At 40.1% G+C, this 25,940-nt stretch carries 24 protein-coding genes; 7 read left to right on the top strand and 17 right to left on the bottom strand.

Annotation, left to right across the window (positions count from 1 at the left end; genetic code table 11):
• The first annotated feature begins 273 nt into the window (after positions 1-273).
• Positions 274-3,075 (top strand): hypothetical protein, encoded by a 2,802-nt coding sequence (locus ACXAFM_RS16330; protein WP_474835299.1) that lies wholly within the window; start codon positions 274-276, stop codon positions 3,073-3,075.
• Between the two features lie 74 nt (positions 3,076-3,149).
• Here the strand turns inward: ACXAFM_RS16330 and ACXAFM_RS16325 are convergent, their stop codons facing one another.
• From ACXAFM_RS16325 to ACXAFM_RS16260, 14 genes are all read right to left on the bottom strand, one after another.
• Complete coding sequence (locus ACXAFM_RS16325; RefSeq protein ID WP_474835297.1) at positions 3,150-3,854, bottom strand: glycosyltransferase family 25 protein; 705 nt, start codon at positions 3,852-3,854, stop codon at positions 3,150-3,152.
• A 6-nt stretch (positions 3,855-3,860) separates the two neighbouring features.
• On the bottom strand, positions 3,861-5,078 hold the full coding sequence (locus tag ACXAFM_RS16320) for a glycosyltransferase family 2 protein (protein ID WP_474835295.1): 1,218 nt from the start codon (positions 5,076-5,078) through the stop codon (positions 3,861-3,863).
• Positions 5,072-6,295, bottom strand: coding sequence for a glycosyltransferase family 4 protein (locus tag ACXAFM_RS16315; RefSeq protein WP_474835293.1), 1,224 nt, complete (start codon positions 6,293-6,295; stop codon positions 5,072-5,074). Before ACXAFM_RS16315 ends, ACXAFM_RS16320 begins: the two co-directional genes overlap by 7 nt.
• A 43-nt stretch (positions 6,296-6,338) precedes the next feature.
• Positions 6,339-6,935, bottom strand: a complete 597-nt coding sequence (locus ACXAFM_RS16310) for a WecB/TagA/CpsF family glycosyltransferase (RefSeq protein WP_474835291.1) — start codon at positions 6,933-6,935, stop codon at positions 6,339-6,341.
• Positions 6,936-7,209: 274 nt separating this feature from the next.
• The gene (locus ACXAFM_RS16305) at positions 7,210-8,511 is read right to left on the bottom strand and encodes a hypothetical protein (protein ID WP_474835290.1); all 1,302 of its coding nucleotides are present in this window, start codon (positions 8,509-8,511) and stop codon (positions 7,210-7,212) included.
• A 12-nt stretch (positions 8,512-8,523) separates the two neighbouring features.
• The gene (locus tag ACXAFM_RS16300; protein ID WP_474835288.1) at positions 8,524-9,507 is read right to left on the bottom strand and encodes a glycosyltransferase family 2 protein; all 984 of its coding nucleotides are present in this window, start codon (positions 9,505-9,507) and stop codon (positions 8,524-8,526) included.
• 3 nt (positions 9,508-9,510) lie between these two features.
• Positions 9,511-10,020 (bottom strand): serine O-acetyltransferase, encoded by a 510-nt coding sequence (locus ACXAFM_RS16295; RefSeq protein ID WP_474835286.1) that lies wholly within the window; start codon positions 10,018-10,020, stop codon positions 9,511-9,513.
• Positions 10,017-11,021, bottom strand: a complete 1,005-nt coding sequence (locus tag ACXAFM_RS16290; protein ID WP_474835284.1) for a glycosyltransferase family 2 protein — start codon at positions 11,019-11,021, stop codon at positions 10,017-10,019. Before ACXAFM_RS16290 ends, ACXAFM_RS16295 begins: the two co-directional genes overlap by 4 nt.
• Complete coding sequence (locus ACXAFM_RS16285) at positions 11,022-12,386, bottom strand: oligosaccharide flippase family protein (RefSeq protein ID WP_474835282.1); 1,365 nt, start codon at positions 12,384-12,386, stop codon at positions 11,022-11,024.
• A gap of 9 nt (positions 12,387-12,395) precedes the next feature.
• Entirely contained in the window at positions 12,396-13,355 is a 960-nt protein-coding gene (locus ACXAFM_RS16280) for an endonuclease/exonuclease/phosphatase family protein (RefSeq protein ID WP_474835281.1), read from the bottom strand.
• A 38-nt stretch (positions 13,356-13,393) separates the two neighbouring features.
• Positions 13,394-14,059, bottom strand: a complete 666-nt coding sequence (locus ACXAFM_RS16275; RefSeq protein WP_474835279.1) for a hypothetical protein — start codon at positions 14,057-14,059, stop codon at positions 13,394-13,396.
• Positions 14,060-14,099: 40 nt separating this feature from the next.
• Positions 14,100-16,304, bottom strand: a complete 2,205-nt coding sequence (locus ACXAFM_RS16270) for a GumC family protein (protein WP_474835277.1) — start codon at positions 16,302-16,304, stop codon at positions 14,100-14,102.
• A 24-nt stretch (positions 16,305-16,328) separates the two neighbouring features.
• A complete protein-coding gene (locus ACXAFM_RS16265) occupies positions 16,329-16,814 on the bottom strand; it encodes a polysaccharide biosynthesis/export family protein (RefSeq protein WP_474835276.1) in 486 nt (161 codons plus the stop codon).
• A 44-nt stretch (positions 16,815-16,858) separates the two neighbouring features.
• Positions 16,859-18,052, bottom strand: coding sequence for an outer membrane beta-barrel protein (locus tag ACXAFM_RS16260; RefSeq protein WP_474835274.1), 1,194 nt, complete (start codon positions 18,050-18,052; stop codon positions 16,859-16,861).
• Between the two features lie 258 nt (positions 18,053-18,310).
• Here ACXAFM_RS16260 and ACXAFM_RS16255 point away from each other — a divergent pair, with 258 nt between their 5' ends.
• The 4 genes from ACXAFM_RS16255 to ACXAFM_RS16240 all read left to right on the top strand — a co-directional run bounded on the left by ACXAFM_RS16255 (position 18,311) and on the right by ACXAFM_RS16240 (position 21,868).
• Complete coding sequence (locus tag ACXAFM_RS16255; RefSeq protein ID WP_474835272.1) at positions 18,311-18,955, top strand: transglutaminase-like cysteine peptidase; 645 nt, start codon at positions 18,311-18,313, stop codon at positions 18,953-18,955.
• Positions 18,956-19,352: 397 nt separating this feature from the next.
• Positions 19,353-19,961 (top strand): MYXO-CTERM sorting domain-containing protein, encoded by a 609-nt coding sequence (locus tag ACXAFM_RS16250; protein ID WP_474835271.1) that lies wholly within the window; start codon positions 19,353-19,355, stop codon positions 19,959-19,961.
• 33 nt (positions 19,962-19,994) lie between these two features.
• Positions 19,995-20,471, top strand: a complete 477-nt coding sequence (locus ACXAFM_RS16245; protein WP_474835269.1) for a hypothetical protein — start codon at positions 19,995-19,997, stop codon at positions 20,469-20,471.
• A gap of 50 nt (positions 20,472-20,521) precedes the next feature.
• A complete protein-coding gene (locus tag ACXAFM_RS16240) occupies positions 20,522-21,868 on the top strand; it encodes an O-antigen ligase family protein (RefSeq protein ID WP_474835267.1) in 1,347 nt (448 codons plus the stop codon).
• Between the two features lie 53 nt (positions 21,869-21,921).
• Here ACXAFM_RS16240 and ACXAFM_RS16235 read toward each other — a convergent pair whose 3' ends face one another.
• The 3 genes from ACXAFM_RS16235 to ACXAFM_RS16225 form a co-directional block, all read right to left on the bottom strand.
• The gene (locus ACXAFM_RS16235) at positions 21,922-23,322 is read right to left on the bottom strand and encodes an undecaprenyl-phosphate glucose phosphotransferase (protein ID WP_474830882.1); all 1,401 of its coding nucleotides are present in this window, start codon (positions 23,320-23,322) and stop codon (positions 21,922-21,924) included.
• Positions 23,323-23,818: 496 nt separating this feature from the next.
• Positions 23,819-24,541: a tyrosine-protein phosphatase gene (locus ACXAFM_RS16230; protein WP_474835265.1), complete on the bottom strand. Its 723-nt coding sequence runs from the start codon at positions 24,539-24,541 to the stop codon at positions 23,819-23,821.
• A 341-nt stretch (positions 24,542-24,882) separates the two neighbouring features.
• Positions 24,883-25,053 carry a hypothetical protein gene (locus tag ACXAFM_RS16225; protein ID WP_474835263.1) on the bottom strand — a complete coding sequence of 57 codons (171 nt, stop codon included), beginning with the start codon at positions 25,051-25,053 and terminating at the stop codon, positions 24,883-24,885.
• A gap of 184 nt (positions 25,054-25,237) precedes the next feature.
• Here ACXAFM_RS16225 and ACXAFM_RS16220 point away from each other — a divergent pair, with 184 nt between their 5' ends.
• Both ACXAFM_RS16220 and ACXAFM_RS16215 read left to right on the top strand, forming a co-directional pair.
• Positions 25,238-25,420, top strand: coding sequence for a hypothetical protein (locus tag ACXAFM_RS16220; protein ID WP_474835261.1), 183 nt, complete (start codon positions 25,238-25,240; stop codon positions 25,418-25,420).
• 14 nt (positions 25,421-25,434) lie between these two features.
• Complete coding sequence (locus ACXAFM_RS16215) at positions 25,435-25,908, top strand: hypothetical protein (RefSeq protein ID WP_474835259.1); 474 nt, start codon at positions 25,435-25,437, stop codon at positions 25,906-25,908.
• The last annotated feature ends 32 nt before the right edge of the window (positions 25,909-25,940 follow it).

The following is a 25,940-nucleotide window of genomic DNA, read 5'->3' as shown; positions in this document are numbered from 1 at the left end:
AAAACACCAACATGTTGAATTAATATTAAAACAGCACATATCTACAGCACTGGGCTCTTTTAATGCTGAAACTTTACTCTTAATTTACTCTAGGCTTTCAAGCCAGACTTAAAGCTGTATTTTTTAAAGAAGTAGCGAATTGTTGCATTAGATTTTATATTTCCTCTGTCGAGCACAGTTGTATTTAAGGTTTTTCGTTACCTACCAGATTGTAGTGACATTAGCCTGTCATTCTATCTCGTTACATGTTTAAAACCTCAAATAGGTAAGGATATGCATAAATTTAACACGACAAATATCTTAATATTACTTTTATGCAAAATAGTAAGTTTTAGCGCTTTCTGTGCAACGTTTGAAATAAAAGAGAATATTGTCAGGAAAGACGTTTCAGCATTTTCTGCCACTATTGATAAATTTGGAAACGGTGCCAAGCTCTCTGGCGGTGGCTCTTTTGAGCCCACTGTTTTTCGTACACAGTTTTTAGTGAGCAAAGTTATTAATAGTCGAATTTACTTAAATAAAAACCATATTACTCACTACGACTCGTGGAAAGAAGGTGCTTTAGATAACGCAGAAGTAGAAATTTTGCGTATAGATAGCGAGCAGTTTATAAGTGTAGGGAAATCTTTTATAAGTGAAGGTGGACATAAAGCTAGCGGATGGTGGCAGCAACTTAACCACCGGGTTATCCCCTCTACCACGTTAGAATTCGATCTATCTATTCCAAAACCGTCAAAACTAAACGCCCCATATTACTACATGGTCAAAACAATAGACTCGCAAAATAGGCTCTCCGCCCCATCTTCGTTTGTAGTAAATATCCCAACAGAGCACCGAGAACCTTTACTCAACTTAAAAGAAGCAGAGAAACTAAAGGTAGAAATCGAATCCTCCACAATAAGCGCGCCATCGAATGTTCGAATAACTTCATCTAATCAGGGTAGAAAGATTTTAAAATGGGACGGTGTTCGGGGCGCTAAAGCGTATGCTATATATCGCTCAGATTATTCGCCAAAAAATCACAATGGGTTTTATATAACTATTAAAGACAACTCACTAAATGTTAAAGCGGGTGATTTGATAATACTCCGAAAAAAATTCTATCAAATAGATAGACAGCAACTTATAAGCAATCGTGTCTGGGAAGATTTCAATACTGAGAGAGCATTTAGGCAACAGCTCTTGTCTACTTTTAGTAATGATGAAGGCGCTGCTAAGTGGAGTCTAGAAAAGCACCAATCTACTTCCCCTGTAACAGCGAGTGGTGAAACGTATCTGGCTGCACAAGTGGAAAAAAATGGGCCGCTTACCGTGGGGAAATATAACTACTCTGGCACACAGCAAAAATGGTATGAAGTACTGAATCCATTAAAAAACTATGTATTCAGTGTATGGTTAAGAGGCGACTCTAATTTAACAGCAACCATTCACCTGCCTAACGAGAGTAAGTCACTAGCGTTAACATCAAAATGGACCAAACACGAAATACTATTTACTACCCCCGAGCTCTATAAAGACAAAAAGCCACGAATAATTAAGCTTACGGTGGAGGGTGAAGGAAGAGTAAATATAGATAATTTCCAACTGTATCGGGACGACGCGGCCTATCAAGCGTTTCTTCCAGAAGATCTGTCTGAATTGAAAAAATCAGGTCTGAAATACCTAAGGACCCACGGCTTCATTAAAACGTTTTTTAACACTTACAATCTTGAACAGATTACTAATAGCGCCGGTTTAGCCACAACTTCATATGGCAATACTCTTGTACAAACACTTGATAATTTTGAAAAAGCAAACGTAAATCCATGGCTTCAAATTGAACCACACTTTAGTAGTGAAGAATGGCTTGGTTTACTGGAATATATAGCAGCTCCTTATGAGCCAGGAGTCGATTCTAAATCTTCTAAACCTTGGGCTTATAAGCGTTTTCAACAGGGTAGACCAAAACCATTCATAGACTCCTTCGACAGTATTATCCTTGAACTTGGAAACGAAACTTGGAATTCAATGTTTAGCCCTTGGACATTTAAACCCATGACCGATGCAAAAAACAATACGAGATATAGCGCGGCCCAAGTTTACGGTTTATATCAGGAATATATATTAGGCATTCTGTCTTCCAGCCCTTACTGGAAGTATGCAAGCAACAAAATAAAAGTAGCTATCGGCGGATGGGCAATCAATAATTACGGCCAAGTAGCAGCGGCTATGTCGCCCTCTTCAAATATCATTACTGTTGCCGAATATATAGGTGGTTGGGATCAAGATGAGCCCTTAGTTGCCGATAATATTGCAAGCTATAATTCTATCTTATCATCTGCGCCGCAAGTTGCTGCAAGACGTGCTAAAGAACATATGAGCAGAGCAGCAAATTTAATCAAAAAAAATCAATCGTCATTAATAATGGGCACCTATGAAGCTGGGCCGGGTTATCAGATGAATGGTTTAAATAACGCGAAAGTAAGTCAAAAGCAGTATGCAGAACAAGAAAAAGTAATGAAAAGTGTAGCTGCGGCAACAGCGACAGCAGATACATTTTTAACTCAGCTTCGCGCAGGATATGAAATTCAAACCTTTTTTAAGTTTGCACGGGGTGACTTCTGGAGTTCACATCAGAAATGGTATCAGGGCGGCAATGCCCACACTGCTTGGGAGATCTTATCGTTTATCAATAACGAAGGTAGTGGACTCGGTAGTCTACTCCAGGTTAATCCTCTCGAAGTGAGAACTCAAAGTTTACCTTCGATAGGTAGAAGAGACAGCTTGAACAACATGCCGGAGCAAGACATCTACCCGTTTCTTAACAATAAAAAGCTGACAGTAATTGTTATTGACCGCCATGTTTCTCAAAACGATAACATCAACGACACGGTCCACGTTAAACTGCCGCAAGGGAAATGGAAAATTACAGAAAAATGGGGGTTCAAGGGTACTTACATGTCGACTAACCTTGATTCGGAACGGACTCGCTTTGTAAAAACAAACCTTAATATTAACATACCCGATTCCAATGAATTTTCAGACAGCATATCTGATGGAAGTGTAAATGCCTTCGTTTTAGAGAAAGTTAACTGATTTTTAAAGAGTGAGATAGACAGCCGTAAAACGCTTTAAATAAAAGTTGGTTATCTATATCACACTATTTACGCCTAAGATTTAAACCGCCGCATTACATTCATCACTGGTTCAAGACACGTAAGCCTGTCAAACAGTTTTGGAGTTATATCGCTTCTAGAAGAACGCTGATAACCCAAGTATGGATTTACTACTTTAGTTTTTAAATGAGGGTTTCTCATTCGAAACATATTAAAGGCAGCATCGTAATACATAGCTCCTCCTTCCACATGACCTGACTCTCGCTGCCTAACTAAGTCTAAATATTCTACAAAAGGCTCGAAAAAGCTTTTTTTATACATAACAAAATGAGACCCGATTGTTGCATCCGTATGACTGATTTCTGATATTGCGTACGAAGTTTTACACTCCTTCATGTTGCATGTACCACCCATTAATACATCCCATTCAAAAGTTTCTAGTTTAGGCACTAGCCACTCGCTTACTTCCTCGAAATTACTCGTTAGAGTTAAATCATCTTCAAGCATGATGATTTTTTCACAGCCATCATTCAAAGCTTTTTTGAGCAAGTTCATATGGCTAATTAAGCTACCTTTAGCACCTTGAGTAGGCCAACCATCCCATTGACTCGGCTTGTGCCCTTCAAAAAATTCAATTTTATTTTTAGTTAATGATACTCCTAAAAAATTAAACTCTTTATTTAAGGCTAGTCTACGATCACTTCTTTCTGGCAAGTTTAGAATGAGTGTTTTGTCAAAGTATCCAAACAATGAGTTCATGGTTTTTTAATTTCCTTCGTTTTCTTTTTGAACTTTATCTCTAGTAGTTTTATCCCAGTTAGCCGTTTGACCGATTACAAAGCGTTTGTAAACAGAGAATTTAGAAAAGCAAAAGCCTAAAAGCAACGAGAAGTCCTTAACTCCAATTAACTTCTGCCCCCTGAATACCCAAACAAAAAACACGACTAAAAGAGTAAGTAAGAAAGAAAAAAAACAAAGCAAGAACAATGTTTTAATTGTAAACATTACATACAGGGTAAAACCTAAGCAAAGTAGCAAAGCTTGAAGAATAAAAAGACTCACCAGAGGTGGAACCGCGGTATCCAACAAAAGAAAGAATGACCTGAGGTCCCTGCGTACCGCGCATTTAAGTAGTTGTGCTGGAACTTTGGTGATTGTTGCCAAATGGCCATGTTCCCAGCGGTTCCGTTGCTCATCCAACCCCTTCTGATTTTCAGGAAAATAGCTTTCGACTTGTGCTTCTTGGCAAAAATGAACTGGTTTGCCTGTTAAAGAAAGGTTTATTCCAAGCTCTAAATCTTCAACTATTGAACCAGAAGCAAATTCGAGCCCTTTGAATATATCAATTGGAAAGGCGATACCTGAGCCTTGAATATGTGCAGTTCCAGCCAATACTTTTAGCCCAACTGCCCTGATAGCGTTTTTAACCCACCATGTAAACTGTGGCACTAACGTTTTCGGTGAACCATGCTTGGATTGCATTAAGTATCGCGCCTGGCAAACTTGCTTTCTATCATATGTAATTTTTTTCAGCCTTTCTAAGCTGTCATCAGTAAAAAAACAATCTGCGTCAAAAATAATTACCACATCTACATCTAAGTTTTCACAAACCCAATCTTTACCGTGCTGTAACGCATACCCTTTGCCTTTTTTGACATCATTAAACCGTTCAGTTACCTGAACTCCAAACGATTCACAGATCATTCTTGTATTATCCGTGCAATTATCTGCAACAACGACAACGACATCATTTTCTGTTTTATGACTATTTAACTGTGCAAGTGTCTCACCAATTGTATCTTCTTCGTTATGGGCAGGTATTAGTATCGCACTTTTTATATTATGACTATCGTTAGAAGGTAACGTTGTAGTGTTTTCAAACTCACGATAACTGATAGCACCTACTATTAACTCTACTGCTAGAAAGCAAGATATAACGAAAATGGGTACGCCAACAATTAGTCCAATGAAAAGTATCAACACTTCCTTAATTCCCCTACAAAGGTTTTGACTTTTTCGCTTTCTTTAGCTGAAGAATGTTCTAGTTTAACCCTTCTAAAACCTTCATTTGTCAATTTTGACACTTCGTTATGAGGTAATTGGCTAAATCGTTTTATGCCATCGGATATAGCATTTTTACAACCTGGCACAATTAACAATCCTGACTCGCCATCTTCTATCAACTCTGGAATTCCATTGATATGAGTTGTTAACACAGGTACCTTTAAGGCCAAGGCTTCCATGATAGCGACTGGAAGCCCTTCAGCAAAACTTGGCAATACCATTAAAGATGCACTTGTTAAAAGTTCTCTGATGGTTTTGGAATCGACCCACCCTGTTATTGTTACATGTTGGCCTAATTGATGTTGTGAGATGAAGGATTCCATATCACTACGTAATTCGCCGTCGCCAGCGAACGTCAAGTGAAGAGGTATTCCAGATTTAATTAAATCTGGCAGAGCTTCTAAAAGTAGCATTGGGCCTTTTTGTTCACAAAGCCTACCGATACACAGCAGCTGTAGTGCATCATTGTTAGTAGAGCGTTCAATCGTATCTACTTCACGATTGAAGAATATATCTCCAAGGCCACAATGCACAATTTTTATTTTGGCCCAATGCTTATAATCTACCCATCGGTATAGCTGGCTTTGGCAATACTTAGTTATTGCAAACACTAAACTGGCACGTTCAATTTTTTCTTTTAAATTAATTCCGTATGGGCGATCAAACTCTTCAGGACCATGAACAGTGAAACTAAATGGAATATCAGTTAGCATTGATGCATACATAGCTATATCGGTAGAGTTTGTCCCAAAATGAGCATGAATATGATCGCTTTTTTCTTTCGTGACCTGACTTGCTAGCAACATACCTTCCGCTAAGTAAAACAAGCTTTTTATAACACCTGTATCAGAATTCCAACCTAGCCTTAGCGATAACAAAAAGCAGTTGAAGAAATTTTTGATTGAGAATAATCCAACAAGAAAAAGAGTTTGGATTATTTTTAACTTCCCTACTTCCAATAAATAATGTGTTTTATTTTTTTCTTGAAAATCTGGATTATTTTCAGCTATTTCACCATCTTTATGAATAGCTACCCTATCAACAACAACACCTAGCTCTTCAAGGCCTTGAATTTCGTTACGGATAAAAGTGTGGCTGACTTTTGGGTAATGGTTTACAAAATACGTTATTTTCATTATTTACTGCTATCCAACGTTTCTTTTTTCGAAGCGCATTTAATTACAAATCTTGGTTCTCATTTTCTGAAAGCATTACTGCAAATAGGAACATAGGAATGCCCAAAACATAACGCTTAAATAACCTTCTCGGCTCCTTAAATAACCTATAGCACCACTCCATTCCGAGGTTTCTAAGTATTTTAGGTGCACGAGGAAAGCGCTCTGCATAAAAATCGAGAATGGCACCGCCACATATTAGTACAGCTGAACCTTCATACCCCGATGCTTTAAATTCTTCACAAAAAACCTCTTGTTTTGGCATCCCCATACCCAACAATATAATATCGGGTTGCACTTCATTAATTTTTGAAAACACATCTTGATTTGATTGAAAACCGTCAATTGCACAAACTATGTTTATGTTTTGAGACTTCAACTTTTCAACGGCTTTAGAAAGGTATGGTTCCGCGGTACCAACGCACATTACGCGCTTTTCGTTATGCTGGCTTAAAATTCTGGGAATAAGGTCGGTACCGTTAGCATTAAAACCAAAAGGAAGAGAGTAAGCTTTCATCATTAATTTAACGCCGATCCCATCACGAAAAACTAGGTTTGATTTCATTAAAGCTTGGGAGAACTCTGTTTTTTGTTGTGCCATTAAACATGCGTGCGCATTTACAAATGAAACAACGCTTATACCTTTTTTGGCGAACAGGTCACTGACTAGTGTTAATGCATGGCGTGGTGAGTCAACAACGTCGATAGCTTTTGCTATGTTTTTCATATTAGTCCCTTAACACGAAGCTGGTTTATTTTAAATTATACTTTTAACCTATACGTATACTTTTACACTATTTTCAGCCTAATTACACCGTTAAAGTTACTTTAAACTCAATACTCATTAAAAATATTACGTGAAGTAATTACAGGGTTTATTTTTTCAAGCTAGCTATGAGAATCGCTCCCCCAAACAACCACATCCAAGAATGTGTTAAAGATGAATTTGGAATTTGATCGATCATCATTATTGCTGGAAATAAACCAAAGAGTGAATTCAGCTTCATTTGTACAGAATCTTTATGCTTGTTGATATAAGTGACTCCTGAAAAAAGCAGGAAGTTAAGTGTTGCGTAAATAACGCCAAAGCTCATAGTCCAGGCAATCCATGTGCCATCTACTATAGTGTTATACAACATCATCCGAGAGCCACCGTTTCCAATAAGAAAGTTATTTCCTAAATAGTCTAAAAGAATTGTTTCGTTTGAAAACCGGAAATATAACGATTGCGCACGTTCAGCGTTAAACCCTATTAAGTAATCGTTAATAATTTCGTAAGGAAGCAACCCGAAAAAGGATATATAAGGATAAAGAATAACAACTGAAACTAATACATTGCTGGCTAAGAAACGTAAGGGGCTTCTGAAAGAAAATGCCATTATTGCACACAGCAATGCCATGACAATGGCAGACACAGACTTCAATAAAATGATAAATATAAAAAACAGCAACAAAAGCGCTAAATTCACCCTTTGGTTTATAAAGAATACCTTTGCTTTATATAGAATTGATAAGGCGATAAAGCCAGCCAGATAAATATTAGAAGTTAAAAGGCCATGCCCCAAGAAAACAACAGCTCTGAAGCCGCCATCTCGTATTTGCTGAGCGAAAGAATGTGGATGATAGCCATACACCCAATTATGAAGCTGAGGACTTAGCCTAAGTTCAAGAAGTACCAACGGAGCATAAATCAATAAGGACCATATCAACAATTGGAAAAGCCTAAAAACGTCTTTATTCGATTGTGTAATATTCACTGCGATAATAAATGGAAGAATACGCAGGTATGCTAACAAAGAGTTAGAGAATCCATCGTGGAGAGTGAGCGATGGTAACCAAAATGCACCATTAAATATTGGTGAAAGATTGAAGAACACATTAATGAACGGGATAGCGACAACAATGCCAATGACAACTTTTAGCCAACGGTATTGGGTAAAAAAGTGAAACTTTTTCTTTTTAAGAATAAGGATTGAAATAAGAGCACTAATATTAGGAATACTATCCTTATCAAGTGGTGGAAGTAATGGAAGGTCTAATCCTGCTTTTAACGGTAAAATGAAATAACCGCCTACAATTGTAACGAAGGTAGCGTTTACAGTATCTAGCTTTAGATAAGCTAAAATTGCAATTAAAGGCCAAGAAAAAAGTACTAAATAAGGAATAACGTCATACATCTAACAAAACCCCTATTTGTACTCAATTAGCAAGTTTTGCTTGCCTTTGATTTTATTCGTAAAAAAGCGAAGCATACCTTTAAACTCTGCAAGCTTACACAGCATTGTTAACTGTGCTCTTATTGCACCTATGCCGGGCGAACTGCTTTCATAGCTTCTGCGTAATTTAGTAAATTGGAATAGCCCAACTGCGGTTAACAGAATAAATAAATATATACTGATAAAAGGCGATAATAGAAGGCTTCCGGGGTAAATTGCCCCCCATATCAATATACTTTTCATTGCGCCTAGCTCATATTTTTCACTTGAAGTGCCATAGCGCCAAAAACCTTCGGTAGCTGCATGACCATACCGCTCCGCACGCTTCCACCACTGCGAAAACTTAGTTAACGCTGCATCGTGATATGTCATATCTGCGTCTATGCGCTTTATCTTCCAGGCTCTTTGTCGCAACCGGTAACACAATTCAGGTTCTTCGCCTGCTATCACAGCGCCATTGAAGCCGCCTTCTTTTACAAATGCCGACGCGCGGTATAAAGCATCACCGCCACAGGCTTTGTTGTAGCCAATAGGTGTATTCCATTCTAGGTCTATAAGTGCATTGTATGTGCTGCTTTGGGGGTTAATTTCTTTTCTTCTTCCACAAACAACGGCCACGTCTTGCTCTTTTTCTAGCACTTCGATGGCGCTTGCTAACCAATTTGGTGCAATTTGGCAATCACCGTCTACAAATTGAATATAGGTTAAATTGGGGTTATGTTTTAAAAGATAGTCAACCCCTGCATTTCTAGCACGAGCTGCGGTAAAAGGCACCGAGGTGTCGAGTTCTACAATACCTACGCCCGCCTCTTCTGCTACCTGAACACTGCCATCTGTAGAGCCCGAATCTACATAAACAAAGGTAAATGCTTGCGTTACTTTTGAAAAAGACTCAACACATTTTTTAAAACGCTCGCCTTCGTTACGACCAATTGCCACTATGCCCAATGTGCTCATTTTTTACTTCCCTGTAAGCGGCCGTGCTGGAATTCCAACTACAGTAAGGTTACTTTCAATATCTTTTACTACTACAGAATTTGCGCCAATTTGCACATTGTTACCAACTCTTATACTGCCAAGTAGTTTAGCGCCCGCACCTACATTAACGTTGTTACCTAATTTAGGGCAGTCGTATGGTCGGTCTAGGCTTTTATTGCCTAGGGTGCATCCTTGTCGAATAATACACCCATCGCCTATTTCAACATTGCCGTGCACCACAATATTGCCTTGATGTTCAATGATGACTTTTCTACCCAGTTTTACCGAATAAGGCAGCTCGATACCGTAAACATTGCGGCAGCGTAAATACCATATTCTGTAAATGATGGAAAAAGGAATGCGCAGCAACTTGGGCTTAATACCCATACGCCACTGGCCAAACCTGGCACATGCTAAGGCCTGAAAGCCAGGTTTAAACCACTGCTTACCATTGCACTCCCAATCTTCACGAATTTGTTTTAATAAACTCATTTGGGTTTTGGTGCCTCGACAATAGGTAGCTTACGCCCTTTGCGTAATGCCGACTCGGCCAAAAAGTCTTTTAGGAAATGTATGGGCCTGTGTGGGTCTTGTTTTCTAAGTTTTTTAATTAGCAAACCTAATGCACTACCTAGTAATTCAGCAATGTCAATTACACACGTTTTTATAAAACCCTGGTATTTAAGAAAGTAGCGACGTCTTGCTTGAAACCAATATGCAGGGCGGCGCTTTAGCCAGGCTTTATCACTTGTAATGCCTGAACTAGCCCCCACAAGATGTACTATGCGAGCTTCTGGCACATACCATAATGGGAAGCCATGAACTTTCAGTCTATGGCAGTAATCAACATCTTCAAAATAAGTCCAAAAGCCATGATCAAGAAGCCCAACCTCTCTTATTGCTTTTCGGGATACCATTAAGCTTGCGCCGGCAACCCAATCTACAATGGCTGGCGATGTTGGCTGCTCAGGGGCCACTTGTTTCGATGCAAACATGCTCGAAACAGGGCCAAAATTAACAGCTTCGGCCAATTCACTTCTAAATGAAAAAAAACGAAACGCTGAGTGCTGTAACGTACCATCTGGATACTCTAATCTGCTGCTACATGCATGTACTTGTTGAGTATTCATAAACCCTACAAGCTTCTGTAATGCGCCAGGCCGTACTATAGTGTCATTATTTAAAAGAAATACGTAGCTGTGTTCATCTTTAGCGTTCGGTGCCTTTTGAAGTGCTTCATGAATAAGCAAATTATTTCCACCGGAAAAGCCGGTGTTGTCTTCACTTACTCTAAACTTAACCCAGCCTTCCCAATTGTTATCTTTTATTGCTTTATCTAAAACGCTGGCGGAATCGTCGCCACTGCCATTCTCGCAAAGCCATACAGTAAAGTTAGAAAATGCGTCACGCTCAGCTTCTAAAGACTGTATGCATTCAATGGTTAACTGAGGCTGACGAAAGTTAACCATAATGATATCTACGTACCCTTCCATTTATTGTAACTCCATTACTTTTATTAACCCTTCAGAATACAAATACACACAAAGTAGTGCGGCACTTGCCAAAGCTAGTGCAATTAAGAGTTCATAAGATAATTTTATAATGTGTATTGTGCCTTTTGTCGTTAACGTTAGAAAATATGTTACTAGCCCAGAGACAAACACAGCTGCAGATACGCCTAGCACTCCATGTTCTTTAACCCAAAATAAACCAAGCAAAATAAGTAGTGTCGCTTTTAGCGCATTTAGTGCTGCGTATTCTAAACTTCTGCCTTCAACTAGTAGTTTATTTTGCGTAACCATTAGCAGCATTTCTGGCAATATAGAGAACAGAACCACTAGGCTAATGTAACCCGCTAATGCATAGCGTTCGTCGTAAAGTATTTGAAAGAAGAACGGGGAAATAAACATAAGCGCAATTACCGCCGCAGCGTTACCCGTTAATACGGTATATCGCCCTCTTAAAATAGCGCTTCTGTTGGCGCCATTTCGGTGCATTTCACTAAAAAGAGGAAGAAGCACTTTATTATTTAAAATTTGGCAAACGGTAAAAGGCAGCATGGCTAAAACCAACGCTACAGTGTAAATACCGAATGTGTGACCGCTTAAGTACTTACCTAATATGAATACGTTTGCTTGTTGCGCCAAAAAGCCACATGCAGAGGCCAGCATTATCCACTTTCCAAACGATAGTAACTCTTGCACTGCTGGTGAGTGCAGTTCGAACGTATTGTTGCTACCAGGCAAATACAATCGATACAGAACTAACCGAATAATGTCACCCGTTACCGTTCCTACAACAAATATCAGTGCGTTTTTATAATAAAAGGCAAGCATGACTGATATAACCATTCCAACTACTTGGCCAACTAGTTGAAAACAGGTTACCTTGAATAAGTTCATCTCTCGGCTTGCTAAAATAACCTTGATAGGAAACATGCCGTTTACCAACAGCGTCAGGCCTGAAAGTGGTATAAGATAAGTTAATTCTGGCCGTTCATAAAAGTTAGCTAACGGAAATGCTATTCCTATGGTAAGTAGCCAAAGCAAAGAGTTTCTAATCAGCTGAACAGTCCAGGCCGTGTTAATAAACCTTGGATCTGCGGTATTTTTACTTCGTACAATTGACGGCGCTAGCCCAACGTCGGAAAACATTACCAAACCTTGAAGTACCACCTGCACAATAGCCATTACCCCAAATACTTCTGGGAACAACAAGCGCGTTAAAATAAGATTAGAAGCTAACCTAACCCCTTGAGATGTTGCATGGCCTAAAATCGTCCACAAACTGCCCCGCATAGCTCGCGCTTTAGTAGAGTCAGCCTTCATGTAGAATTGCACTTTGTTCACTAGCGACATCAAACTGCGTTACCCCTTAGCGCTTAGCGAAAATGTAGTTTCCATGGGGTAATGGTCCGACCCATAGCTGCTTTCATGAATAACGGTTTCTGCACTATTTAGGCCTTTATAGAATATGTAATCTATTTGCAGTAATGGGCCAAACGTTCCTAAGCGCCTTGCTTCACCCGGCCAGGTAGACCGCCTAGTAAACATGCCACTATCAAGCTGCGCTTGCTTGAAATGCTTACGCATAAGCATTATCGACTCGTTAAACGGCGTAGCGTTAAAATCGCCTGCAACAATGGTTGGTAAATCTAACGCTTGCTCAAGTTTAACCATTCGCTTGGCTTGAGCAATTTGGCTGTCTGCCGTGCGTGTTATCGCTTTTAAAGCATGAACATTAACCACAGCAATAGGTACTTCGTTTACGTTAACTTCAACAAACGCTTTACCTTCAACCGTTTTCGCTACCAATGGAAATTTAGAAAATGTTGCCAACGACGGCTTTTCAGGGTGAATAGCATACTTACAATATTCTTTTACTTTAGGGAATGCCGCTAAGAAAGCAGGTAAATCCCATATTTCTTGCACCTGAATAACATCGTATTTAGTACAGTCGATAACGTTAGCAACTTCAGCATAATTTAAGTTGTGCGACATTTTGCTAAACGTGATGAAGGTAAACTTCTGCTCGTCTGCGTTAGGAGTTAACGGCGCATCTAGCCCCGTGTATAAATTTATACTTGGTACTACAAAAGGAATGATAAATGAAGGCATGCAAATTATTATTGCCACCCATTTAAACCGTGAAGCTTTAAGCAGATAGAATAACAGTGCAGCTAGTGCAATTGAAACGTAAGGCACCAGTTGACCAAAGAAGTTTAAAAATTTAAACGCAATAACGCTGTCGTCAAAGATACCGACCAAGCTCCAGGCTGCCAGTAAAATCAATAACAAAAAAAGAAATGCTTTAACCACCGTTAGCATTACCCATATCCCTTGGTAAATATTCGGTTTGTGCGCTGTTAAGCCTTACAGCCACCGAATCGCGTTTGAATATTGTTGATTCGAACCAAATTACAAAAGAACGTTTTTTCACCTATCACCAATGCATAATCGTATACATTTTTAAATCTGGCGTAGTCGGTAACGTTGTTCATTTGTTTAATGGCTATTTCGATATCGCTTTTTGAAAAATCTCGCCAGTGTTTAAGCAACAAAAACACAATTTCTTTAGCAACGTATTCGTCTTTACCGCCATAGTTATTTGCCATAGAAACAGCATGAGAAAACTCACTATCGAATTCCCCCAATTTAGCTTTAACGCGAAATATATCCGCCCATGTTCTTGGCCAGGCAATACGTTGCTCGGCAGAGGCACGATATAGCGCGAGCGCTTTTAATAAGTACGCCTTTTTCTGCTTAGCATCGCTTTCTACAAACGCGCGTTTTTCGAAATACGTGCCCGCTGTTACCATGTAGTGAGGATGATTAGGGTGAAGCGCCATCATAGTTTTTATGTTTGCTTCTAGCCCTTCATCATCGGCAATCTGAAACACCGCAGTATCGGTATACGAATTAAGCTTATTCGTTACCTTAAAATAAAATACGTTTGCGGCGCCCCAGCGATAAGCAAAAATAATTACTACAACACATACAATTGATAGCAAAATCTTAGCGATATACTTCATTGCGTTAGCCTTACCCTATTACCGCATGAGAAAACAGTTTCTACTGTTTTTCATCAGAGTAACCATAGTAATCGTAGTAACCAGAGTATTCGTCGCCCTGCTTACTCACATCGGCGGCATTTAATATCACCCCTTCTATTACAGCGCCCGACTCTCGTAGTCTTCGAACTGCCGTCTTAACCACTTGCTTTTTAGTTGAGTCGGCTTTAACCACGAAGATTACACTGTCGACAACTTTTGCTAGCACTAAGGTATCGCTCACCGCTTGACAAGGTGCAGAGTCGATAACTATTTTAGTGTATTTGTGCTTAAGCTTTTCTAGAAGTTTAGCGAATTTATCGCCTGCGAATAGTTCTAATGCGTTGTGTGCATAGTGCCCTGCTGGTAATAAATCTATGCCCGACTCGTTATCTTTAACAATGCAGCCTTCTACATCCATATCGGTGTTAAGCACATCACTAAGACCTTGTTGATACGCAGGTAAACCAAAACGTTTAGCTAATGAAGGTTTGCGTAAGTCGGCATCGATAAGTAAAACCTTATCCATTTGCCCAAAGCTAAACGCCAAGTTTACCGACGTAGTCGACTTACCTTCACTAGGCACAGCAGATGTTACCAATGTAACCATGGTATTGTTGTCTAGCTGGCCTAGCATATGACCGGTTCGAATGGTTTTTATTGCTTCGCTAAACGAACGATATTCTTTATCGAAGTAAATATGCAAAGGAAGCGTTTGGTTACGTTTTACTTTGATCTTGGGCACCACACCCATGAACTTCGCCTCTAGCTCTTCTTCTACTTCAACTGAACGTCGGAAAGTATTGTTGAGGAAAGTAAGTAAAATAACCACAAAACACGCAAAGCACGCACTCACAATAAGCGCTACGGCCAACAATTTAGCTTTAGCTGGTTTAATTGGGTAAAGCGGCGCTTTAGCCACATCTATAAAGCGAGCATTTTCTTCGTTAAAGTCACTGGTAATATCAAGCTCTTTGAAGCGTTTGCTTATCAACTCGTTTAATTCTGTTAGCCTTGCCACATTGGCGGTTAGCTTTTTAAGTTCAGTTTCTTTACCCGTACCGCTTACAAAGTCACTTTCAACAGTGTTAAGTTCATTTTTAAGGCTTTGCTCTGTTTGCTTTAAGTTACTAAGTTTTTGCTTTAAATCGACCATTTCGGTTTTAACACGTTCTGCAAGTTTAGCTTGTAGTTGTTTAAGCTCGGTATCGGCAGCAATATACTTCGGGTGCTTAGGCCCATACCTACGGCTTACTTCATTGAACGTTGTTTCTGCTGCAAGCTCCGCCCTGCTTAGGTCTTGAATAGCCGCGCTTTCGTTAAACTGGCTTAAAATACCGGTTTCTAGCACTTCTGCAGATTGAGTTTGGTTTAATATATTTTCTAAACGTATACGCTCACTGCGTACTTCTAATAGCCTTTCATTTAGGTTTTTCAGCGTATCCTGATTTAACGCTTGCATACCACCGTCTAAAGACACGATGTTTTCTTGTTGAATAAACGCTTGTAGTTCTGCCTCTGCCAACGCTAACTCTTCAGATACGGTTAAACCGCGCTGCTGCAACCATTCAATAGCTTTGTCGGTTTGCTGCATTTTTGCACTTAAAAAGCTGTCGATGTATGCTTCACCCAAAGCATTTACCACATCGGCCGCTAGTTGCGGATCTTCTGCCTGAAAACTTATATTAACTAACTGCGTCAATGCGACAGGTTTTATAGTAATACCTTCTCTATACCATTTTAACGCACGCTGTAGCTTGATATCTTCTTCAGATATTGCACTTTGCGCTTTGTCTTCTGGTGCGCCAACAAACTCTTTAACCGATGTTTTAATAATATTAAGCATCGATGTCTTATCAGCTTTTTCAGGCTTAGCATCGTCACTATTCAAGGCTACCAAATTTAGCTTGTTGATAACTTCTAACGCCAATGATTCAGATTGTAAAATTCCGAACTGGGTTTTCAAATATTCACGGGCGCCCATGTCCATGCCAGGCGCAGCATTACTTGAAACAGGAGTGGCGTTTTCTTTTTTGATGTACAGGGTAGCTTTGGCTTCGTAAATAGACGGCAAACGCAAAATTAAAAGCGCGGCAATAATAGTAACGCCCGCAGAAAAGGTCATAATTTTCCACTTACTTCGCCACAGCGCTTTAACAAAAAGCCCTATATCGAGTTGTTTTTCGTCGGTACTATTAAAGTCATTATTGGTTGTTATTCTGTTCATTACTAAATCTACTTCCTGTACCTTTTAGAAAAAGCTCTGTTTTACTGTTACCACATCACCTGGTTGCAGTAATTCGTCCATGCCTACATCTTGAAAAAGCTGAACACTGCCGCTTTGCAGCTTACGTTTAAGCTCAATACCATTTAAAGAGCCGCGTTCTGTTAAGCCCCCTGCAATAGCAATGGCTTGTGAAAGTGTTAACCCAGGCTGATATGGGTAATTTTTTGGCGACTGTACCTCTCCCAAAATATAGAAAGGTCGGTACTCAATAACATTTACGTCTACCTCGGGCTTCAGTAAATAGTCACCTATTAAGCCACCATAAATGAGCATGCGCACTTCTTCTGTTGTGTGGCCAGCTACCTTGATCTCTCCTAAAAACGGGTAAAGTACTTTTCCTGAAGTGCTTATCTTTGTATCGAAGGTTAAATCTGGCTCGCCGTGAACGCGAATACTAATGGTGTCGCCAGTATCAAGAACATAATCATTGCTTTGGGCATAAGAATTCAAGCAGAACGCCATACACAAAACGGTTAATGTTAGACGAAAAATACTCATAGCTGTGCTGTAACTCCAATGCTTAATTGTTGGTTATCGTAGTCAAAAAGAGGTTGATTTGAACTGTTAACTAGGAAGCGAAGCTGGGTATTAAACACCAACCATTTCGTTAAAGCCCGGTTGAAAGAGGTATAAACGTAGTGCTGTTTATCGTTACGTGACGATCCCTGTTCATCGCGTTTCTGGAAATCATAACCCACTTGAGTTGTGGTATGCTGCGACCAACTGTGACTCCAGTTAATGTCGAACGACGTGGTTAACGTAGCGTCATTGTCTGCAACGCCTTCTACGGTTCGTCTGCTTACACTTGTAGTCACTATCGAATAGGTTTTGGGAGACCATTCTACCTGAGCGTCTACCGCTAAGCTTGTTATATCATTTCTGCTTGAATCTTCGAACGACCTGTTCTCGATACCTATTTTAAATTTACCTGTTGTTTTGGCTAAGCCTTCCCAAATTGCGCCAAGCAAAAACGTAGTTGTGTCGGCATTTCTCGTCGGTGTACCAACTACTTCGTCTTTGTAATCGATAACACTGTGAGTGATGTCTGCGCTAAAATAAGTAACGTTGCCTGGACGATAGTAAAACCAAGCACTGGTATCGACTGTACTTCTATTGAATTGACGTGAAAACTCGTCGAAATTTGAATAATCAATTGAGTTAAAACCCACGCTAGAACCAAACTGCGCTCTCGCTGCTAAGCTTCCGAACTCATAAGAAATTAATGCGTTGCTACTTGAAAACTCGAGCACTTCATCAAACCGGTCTAGTTGAAATCGCGTTTGCTGAGAACCCCGCTTTTGATGCCCAAAGGTTTGGTCGAAGTTCCAATTAAACCGATGCCTACTGGTTGGCTCCCACCCGCCGTTATATTTAATGAAAAAGTCAGCGTAATCGTCTTCACTGCTGGTCGAGTATTTAGCAATATCTGAAGAGAATTGTATTTGATGTGCAGTTTCGCCGGGCGTGGCGGTAAATAACACAGAAGGCGAGACCTGCCAGTAGAATGAGTCAATCTCATTAGTATCGGTTAGCGCAATGTTACTTTCATAACCGCTACCAATGTAGACAGATGGAGCGATCACTGCGCCGTTATCTAGCTTAATACCGTTACTTTCTTGCGCCTTTAACGTTGTGATAAACAAAACTGACAACAAAGAGAGTGTTAATGTGTGATACAGCCTGTTCATTGTGCTCCCTGCAATTCGTACTTTCCACGTTCTTTTGTAATTTTATTACAAGCTTGCTATATGTTAACTAAATTTCGCGTCAACACTATGACATTTTTCGTTTTTTTTCGCTGACTTGAATTAACAGCTTGAATTAAGACGCATTTTATTCGCTAATTATGCTAAAGCTTTATTGCGTTTATCAATATATTAAACTAAAGCATTTATCGTTCCAACTGTTGGTCTACTATTCTAGCCCTTATATTTGAGCATATTCTGATGAAACTGTGGCGTGTATCTTTACTTTTAACAATACTTATTTGCTGCCAATCATGTGGCTCGACCTCAGTACCCCCACAGGCTGATGAATATAACGTTAGAAACGACGAAACCGTTGCCACTCAGGTAAAAAATGTACTGCAAAACCTTGGCCATCTATCGGAATGGCAAAAGGTTACAAGGGTAAATCAGTGGGTTAATAACCAACTTCAACAAGGTACCGACCTTCAAATTTGGCAGGTAGAAGATTATTGGGCCTCGCCCCTAGAGGCATTAAAAAAAGGAGCAGCGGATTGCGAAGACTATGCGGTTGCTAAGTATTTTCTGCTTATAGAGGCCGGCGTTAAGCCGTCTAAACTTGTGCTAAGCCATGTTGATTATAAATACCAAGAAGCCCCGCATATGGTATTGATTTATGAGAACATTGAAGATAAGGGCTTCTATGTATTAGATAATATTGTGAGCGAAATAAAGCCTTCGTTTTTAAGACAGGATTTAACCTATAAATACAGTTTTAACGCTACAACGCTTCTCACAGGAAGGCCACCCACTTTTTCTGCCGTTAGCGGTAGTGATCCAAACCAAATAAAAGTGTGGGCTGAGTTACTTCAGAAATGGGAATATGAAAAGGCGCTTCTAGACTAGCCTTCCAACGAACTGCCTGACAATAGTGCGCCAAATGCACCGCAACAGTGCGCAACATTTAAAACCCCCACTCAATTTAACAACTTAGCAACATACTGACTATTAACTCGGTGTCTATATTTTTTACACCTTAACAACTAAAAGCCCAAAAACCACCATCAACCACACCGTAAAATATTGATTAATAGCAAATAAAATATTGCGGCACAATTTTAGCATGCAGCCAAAACGCTATGTAAAATAACAACACAGTAGCAAGCGGAACGATTTGTGCTTCAGATTTACTCGATGTGTCATGACAGTGGAAGTGATGTAGTGCTGGAATGCATTTAGGGTATCGAGCTGTAAATCCCCAAATATTGATTGTGGAAAATTGATGGACAAAGGATCCCATACAATGAAGAAAATTCTCGCATTTTTGGCTTGTGCATTATGCGCTGCTTCAGCAAACGCTGCGTTTATAAGCTTACCAGACGGTTCAACTCCTAGCGCTCCGCAAGTTGAATTTGAAGGCAGTTACTACAGCGGCGCTTTAAACATTAATCGCGACATCCGCGTACTTACCCAGTTTCAGCTTTCTGCATTAGACCGAAGCACTGACGACCTGAATGGCGATGGCCTCTTATCAGTGAAGTTTGCGTACTACCTATATGACGCGGCAGCCCCTGTATTCATTGCATGGGATACCATTTCTGACAATGCAGTTACATGGGACGAAATCGAAGCCAGCCAAGCTGCTGATGATGGAAATAACGAAGTTACTTTCGATAGCTTTTTTAAAGAAATTGTTAGCGGCCCATACAGCACTGCTAGAAAAGCTGCTGACGGTGAAGCAGATTACTTAGTGTTAGCCCTAGTTGAAGATGCGTTTTACATTGGCCCTCAGTACTGGGGTTTGGATTTAATAGACCCGCCACCACCGGTATCTAGCGTTTCTACTCCAGCAACACTAGGTTTACTTTCTTTATCTGTGTTCGGCCTTTTAATGCGCCGTCGTAAGAACTAAGATACTTGCTATTAGCGACTTAAGGATTAGCCAATGAAAAAACTCTCTTTAGCAATTGCCGTGGCAGCGTGCTTAAGCACTTCAGCCTTCGCGATAGACATGCAAGTAGCATCACAGAAAGTAAGCGAAAGCCAACTGCTAGTTGAAACAAATTTATTATCGCAAGAAGAAGCGCCAGCTTACTTTGACATGGTGTCGGCTCAACTTGCTGCATCAGAAGATAAAGACGCGTTTATCACGGCTTTATTTAAAAATAACGCATCGCAAGCCAATGTGGTTTACGCCATTGCCAAGGCTAATGGCTACAACGATGACTACCTTATTGCTAAAGCGTTAAGCGAAGGTGTAGACCCTGCGGTAATGCTAGAGCCAACGGCGTTTGCACTTATACTGCCACCACCTCCACCACCTCCTGGCGGTGGCACGGGCGGCGGTGACATTCCACCACCACCACCACCAAGCACAGGCGGTGGCTCTGGAAGCGGTGGCGTGAGCATTTCAGGCAACTAAAACTGTTAGGAAATAAAAAGGCTCGCAAGAGCCTTTTTTTATGGAATTTTATGCAGTCGGTTATTTATAGTTCGTTTCCGCGCCTTGCGTTTTACACACTGCTTAGCGCATTATTTATTCTACCCATTCCTTTAGGCTCGAACAGACCATGGGCTTGGAGTATTTTTGAAGTTTTAATAAGCCTAACCACGCTTCTCTGCGTTTTTGGCATACCTTCGCAGTCTCTGCTTTCACGTTTGAAGCCCTATGCAATACTATTGGCACTATTTTGTTTAACACAGGTTTATGTGGCAATACAGCTTATAAATATTGGCGGCGTGAGCATTACGATAGACGCTACGCAAACACAAATCTCGCTTGTTAAAGGCATAAGCTATTGCTTGTTTATTTGTTGTAGTGCTTGGCTACTAGACTCGCCAAAACGGCTAAAACAATTCGTGCTTTGTATTATTGGCGCTGTATTTCTTCAAGCGCTTTATGCCGTATATCTGCAATTTTCAGGCATAACGCTAACGCCAATTTTTGGATATGAAATATATGAACGGGCTAACGGCAGCTTTGTTTATCACAATCATTTGGCTAATTACTTACTAATGGGTGGTGCGCTTGCCATTGGCCTTTTAATCAGTCAGTTAAAAAGACAAAGCAAAAGCGAACAAAGCTTTAAGCGTTTATTTATAGGTGCTATGGAAGCAATGATGAGCTCTAAATGGCTTATTCGCGTTGCTATTATTACTATTGTTGTAGCACTAATACTTACCCGTAGCCGTATGGGAAATAGCGCGTTCTTTATTAGTTTACTCGCTACATCGGTACTCGCTTTAGTATTGATGAAAAAGCCACCGCCTATGCTCAAGTGGCTAATTGTAAGTTTGGTAGTGGTTGATGTGGCCATTGTAGGGGCTATGTTTGGTGTTGATAAAATTAAAGAGCGTATTGACACTACATCTTTTGAAGGTGAAACAAGAGACGATGTGGTCACCATGAGCCTACCTTTAATAGAAGATACATGGCTTACAGGCACTGGTGCTGGTACTTTTTACACTGCCTTTCCAAAATACCACACGCAAACTATTCATTTGCACTATGATCACGCCCACAATGAATATTTACAGTTTCTAATTGAGTACGGAATAGTTGGCACTTTGCTTTTAGGTGTTGCGGTTTTATACGCTCTGTATAGCGCCATAACGGCTCTAAGAACTAGAAGCGACCCAACTGCACAAGGGCTTGCCTTTGGCGCTTTGATGGCTATGGTAGCCATGCTCATTCATATATCCGTTGACTTTCCGCTGCAGGCCACCGCTAATGCAGTTACTTTTATTGCAGTATTAGTGATTGCCATTAAATGCAAAGAACGCAAAAGCAAAAGCCGAAGGCTAGTAAAAGTTAAATGACTTTCAGATACAAAAAAAGCAGCCTTAGCTGCTTTTTTTGTATTATCTTTCGCTTAATAGGCGTTCTTGTTAACGAACCCTTTGAACAAAGTAAACAATACTATTTTAAAATCTAACCAAAGCGACCAGTTTTTAATGTATTCAAGGTCGTACTCAACGCGTTTTTGCATTTTATCCAGAGTATCGGTTTCACCTCTCCAGCCATTAACCTGTGCCCACCCGGTTATACCTGGTTTGATTCTATGACGAAGCATATAGTACTCAACTTTCTTACGATACGCCTCGTTGTGAGCTACAGCGTGTGGCCTAGGCCCAACTACTGACATATGCCCCTGTAATACATTAATAAATTGAGGCAGTTCGTCTAATGAGGTACGTCGAAGAAATGCACCTACCTTTGTAATTCGAGCATCATTCTTTGTAGCTTGCGTTACAGCATCTCCGTTTTCAGTAACGGTCATACTGCGAAACTTCCATACTTTAATTTTCTTACCATCCATTCCGTATCGGTTTTGTTTGAAAATTACAGGCCCTTTTGAAGTTAACTTTACTGCAGCTGCAATAATTAGCATGGGAACAGAAATAATGGCCAGAATAACTGAGGCCAGCAGAATATCTTCCACACGCTTCAAAAAGTTCATCGCCCCTTTCATCGGTGAATCGAAGACGCTAACTGTTTGCATATCGCCTACGTTACAGATACGAGAGTGAAGTAGGTTATATACAAAGAAATTGGGAACCAAATGAACCTGAGCTTTAGTGTCACCTAAAACGCGCAGCACCTGTTCAATTCGCTTGTTTGCGGTCATAGGTAGTGCGATAAAAACAGTATCGACTTTATCTGTTTCTACAGCTTGGTAAAGGTTTGAGATATTTCCGTTTAGCGATACTTCACGCGGCAGCTCTAGACGCGATGGCGCTCGGTCGTCATATACACCAACAATGTTGTACCCCGCTTCCGGTGTACTCTGGATCTCTTGGATTAATGCTAGCGTAGTTTCGTTGGCACCTATAATCGCTACAGATCGACTATTACGACCATTTTTTCGCGCAATAAATAACACATATCTAAATGCAATTCGCCAAGAACAAGACAGTGCCCAACTTGCGAAGAACCAAAGTGAGATAGTTATTCGAGAGTAGTCTTCCGTTGTTTTAGATATAAACATCCAAGCTACTACGGCGCCAACCATAAGAACATGACTTATTGAGGTTACAAATAAAATCTCTTTGCTGGTGCCCGTTCGCCACGAACGGTATAACCAAAGCATTTCAGCGCTAAAAAGGAACGCTACACACGCAATTACGCCAATTAAATAGTAATGTAAATTCAACTCGATGCCGTATAAGTGTGCAACAGCGATTAGCGATACTTGAATAAACAAAAGATCTAGAAAGCGAAAGAGTACCGCAAACTGGTTTATATTATTTCGGACGAAGCCTTTCTTACCCATGAGCATTTCCTTGCAAACATAGTAAAGGTTGGGAATATCATTATTTTATTGCTAGCTTCGCTTGCTTCTTAATGGCTAGGTTGACCGCTAACAATAGTTGGAGATTTTAATCTCCTAGAGTTGTAAGCAAAAATTAATCCATTATTCATTGGCTTACTCTATTTAATAACCAGTCACGTTATGCAAACCAGAAAGCAACATTGTGGCAACATAATTCACAAAACTATCGAGCTATATGCGTATTTTTATATAAAAAAGCACTGCTTCTGCGGTGTTGCGTGTAATTGTTTATATACAGCGGGGAAAAGTTAATTTCATACTAGAATTCAATATGGAAAAATCTTTGACGCTTCAAAGCTTTATACGAGCTTACTATTTTATGACCCCAATGCTATTAATACAAAAAAGCCTTGAAATAACAGATGGATAAAACACAAAAATCGAGAGAGACATTATTAAGATAAACAGAAAGGTTGTAAAAAAACTAGACAAATGTCTAAGCAGTAATACCGATCATTTTAGCTGGCGTGATTCGAAAGAGAGTGTTGGCAATGTCTTCAGTCTGTTGACTAGCCACAACTTCGTAAGCGTCTTTCATATCATTAGGTCGGCGCTTTATATCGTGGGTGTCCGAAGCCACCATATCAATAAACCCTGCTTCTAACATGCTTATCGAGATATCTTGTACATGCTCTCCAAATCGGCCAGTAATTGCACCTGCGGTGACTTGAAATTTACAGCCTAAGTTTCGCAGCCAATTTACCTTTTCAGGCCGTTGCCATATATCACGATTTCTTTCAGGGTGTGGAATAAGCGGTTGAACGTTATTAGCTAAACACCACCTTATCAACTGCTCGGTTCCCGCTGGAATATGACTGTGGGGGAGCTCTAGCAAAACGACACTCTTGCCATCCAGTTCCCCCAAAAATGGAAGTTCACCCCTTCTTATCCATACGGGCACCATCTCACTGAGCCTTATTTCTGCTGCCCACGAAATAGTAAGTGGAATTTCGCTTTGTGTTAGCGCCGACTGAAAAGACTCGAACGCTTGGCTGATGGTATCTCTAGTATTATCAAACGTTCCGCTGTGGATATGGGGAGTACACACCATATGAGTAACACCTACGTCCGCGGCTTGGCGCGCCATAGCTAACGCCATTTCAACAGAGCGAGCACCGTCGTCGATTCCGGGTAAAATGTGACTGTGAACATCTATCATTATTACAACTACTTCCCTAAAAATTGGGATTATTTTTTTTAATCACTTACTAATGATATCACTTAACGGTTGTAAAGGCAGAGATTTTAAACAAGGCAGGAACTGTTGAGATGATGAATATAGGGAAAACATTACACAAATAACGTAATGTTATTTGTGTAATGGTGTTTCAATTGAAAGCGTAAATTATGCTTTTTTAAGCTTTTTCTTTAGCTTTTTTAGTTTGCTTTCTTGCTTAGCAATTTTTGCTTTAGCTACTTTCATCTCTTTTTTGATTTCTTTTTTCTTAGCCATTTTTATATCCTTAGTTTCTTCTGTAGTGTATCGCTGGTTAACAGCATTTATTCTTCATTGTGTTCTTCAATGAACTCACGAATAAAGCGTCTTACTTCGCGAGCCGCAGACGTATCTAAAGAATCGCAAAGCGCAATAAATTGCGCTCTTTCTTCGTCATTAATTCGAATAATCATCTGACTATTCTTTTTCTTCTTTTTATTGTTTTTTTCAGACATCTCGACCGCTTTCATAGGTAAGAAGCACCAATTCGAATCATAAATGTATATTCAATGTATATACATTTCAAGGTTAACAATGAACTTTTCTTGATTTTTTTCATAAAAAAGTCACATAAACGTCACATGAGTGACTTGAGTATTAGACAAAGTTGTTCAGTCAACGCAACAAAATGAGAAGTATATGACACAGGCACAATCAACAACTCACCTATCTTGTTTCATTGAAGCTATTGCACTTGCCAAGCACACAAAATGTGCATCACGAGATGACTTAAAAGCCCTGCTTCAACAAAAAGGTTATGAAGAAATAGTTGCTCTTAATACTGCTGAAGAGCTTGAGCCTCAGCTACCAATCGCCTCATAAGTCAGCTGGTTAAAATGACCCGTTTCATACCCCATGGCGAAGTGTATGTTCACCGGGAAGATCGCATACTCATTATTGAAGGACACGGACCTTGGAATGTAGAAGCGCTTCAACATTCAACTAACCAAGCTAAGTCGATACTAGAAGAGCTAAGAGGCGCACCTTGGGGAGTAATGGCAACCATTTATGGCGAGCCGAACCATGTACCTGATGCAGAAACGCACCTCATTCAGCTTGTAAAAAAAGATATAGAGAATGGCAGAGTCGGCACCGCACTCCTTGTAGAAAAATCAAATTCGCCCAGTTTCGCCACGCAGCATTTCGGCAGTATCTATCAACGCGCTGGAGATAAAATTGAAGTGTTTAACAACAAAGCGGCCGCTAAACTTTGGCTACTGGAAACCATTCAGTTAGCGCAGTCAAACTTGGAAAAGTCCAGTGAAGGAAAATGTCATGCTTTCTGCGATTCTAATTTATATATTTTTTAGTGCGGGACTACTGGCGGTTCTACAATGCCTGT

The organism is Alteromonas sp. ABD4_190, from assembly GCF_056160105.1.
This window is presented reverse-complemented; position numbering and strand designations above follow the sequence as displayed.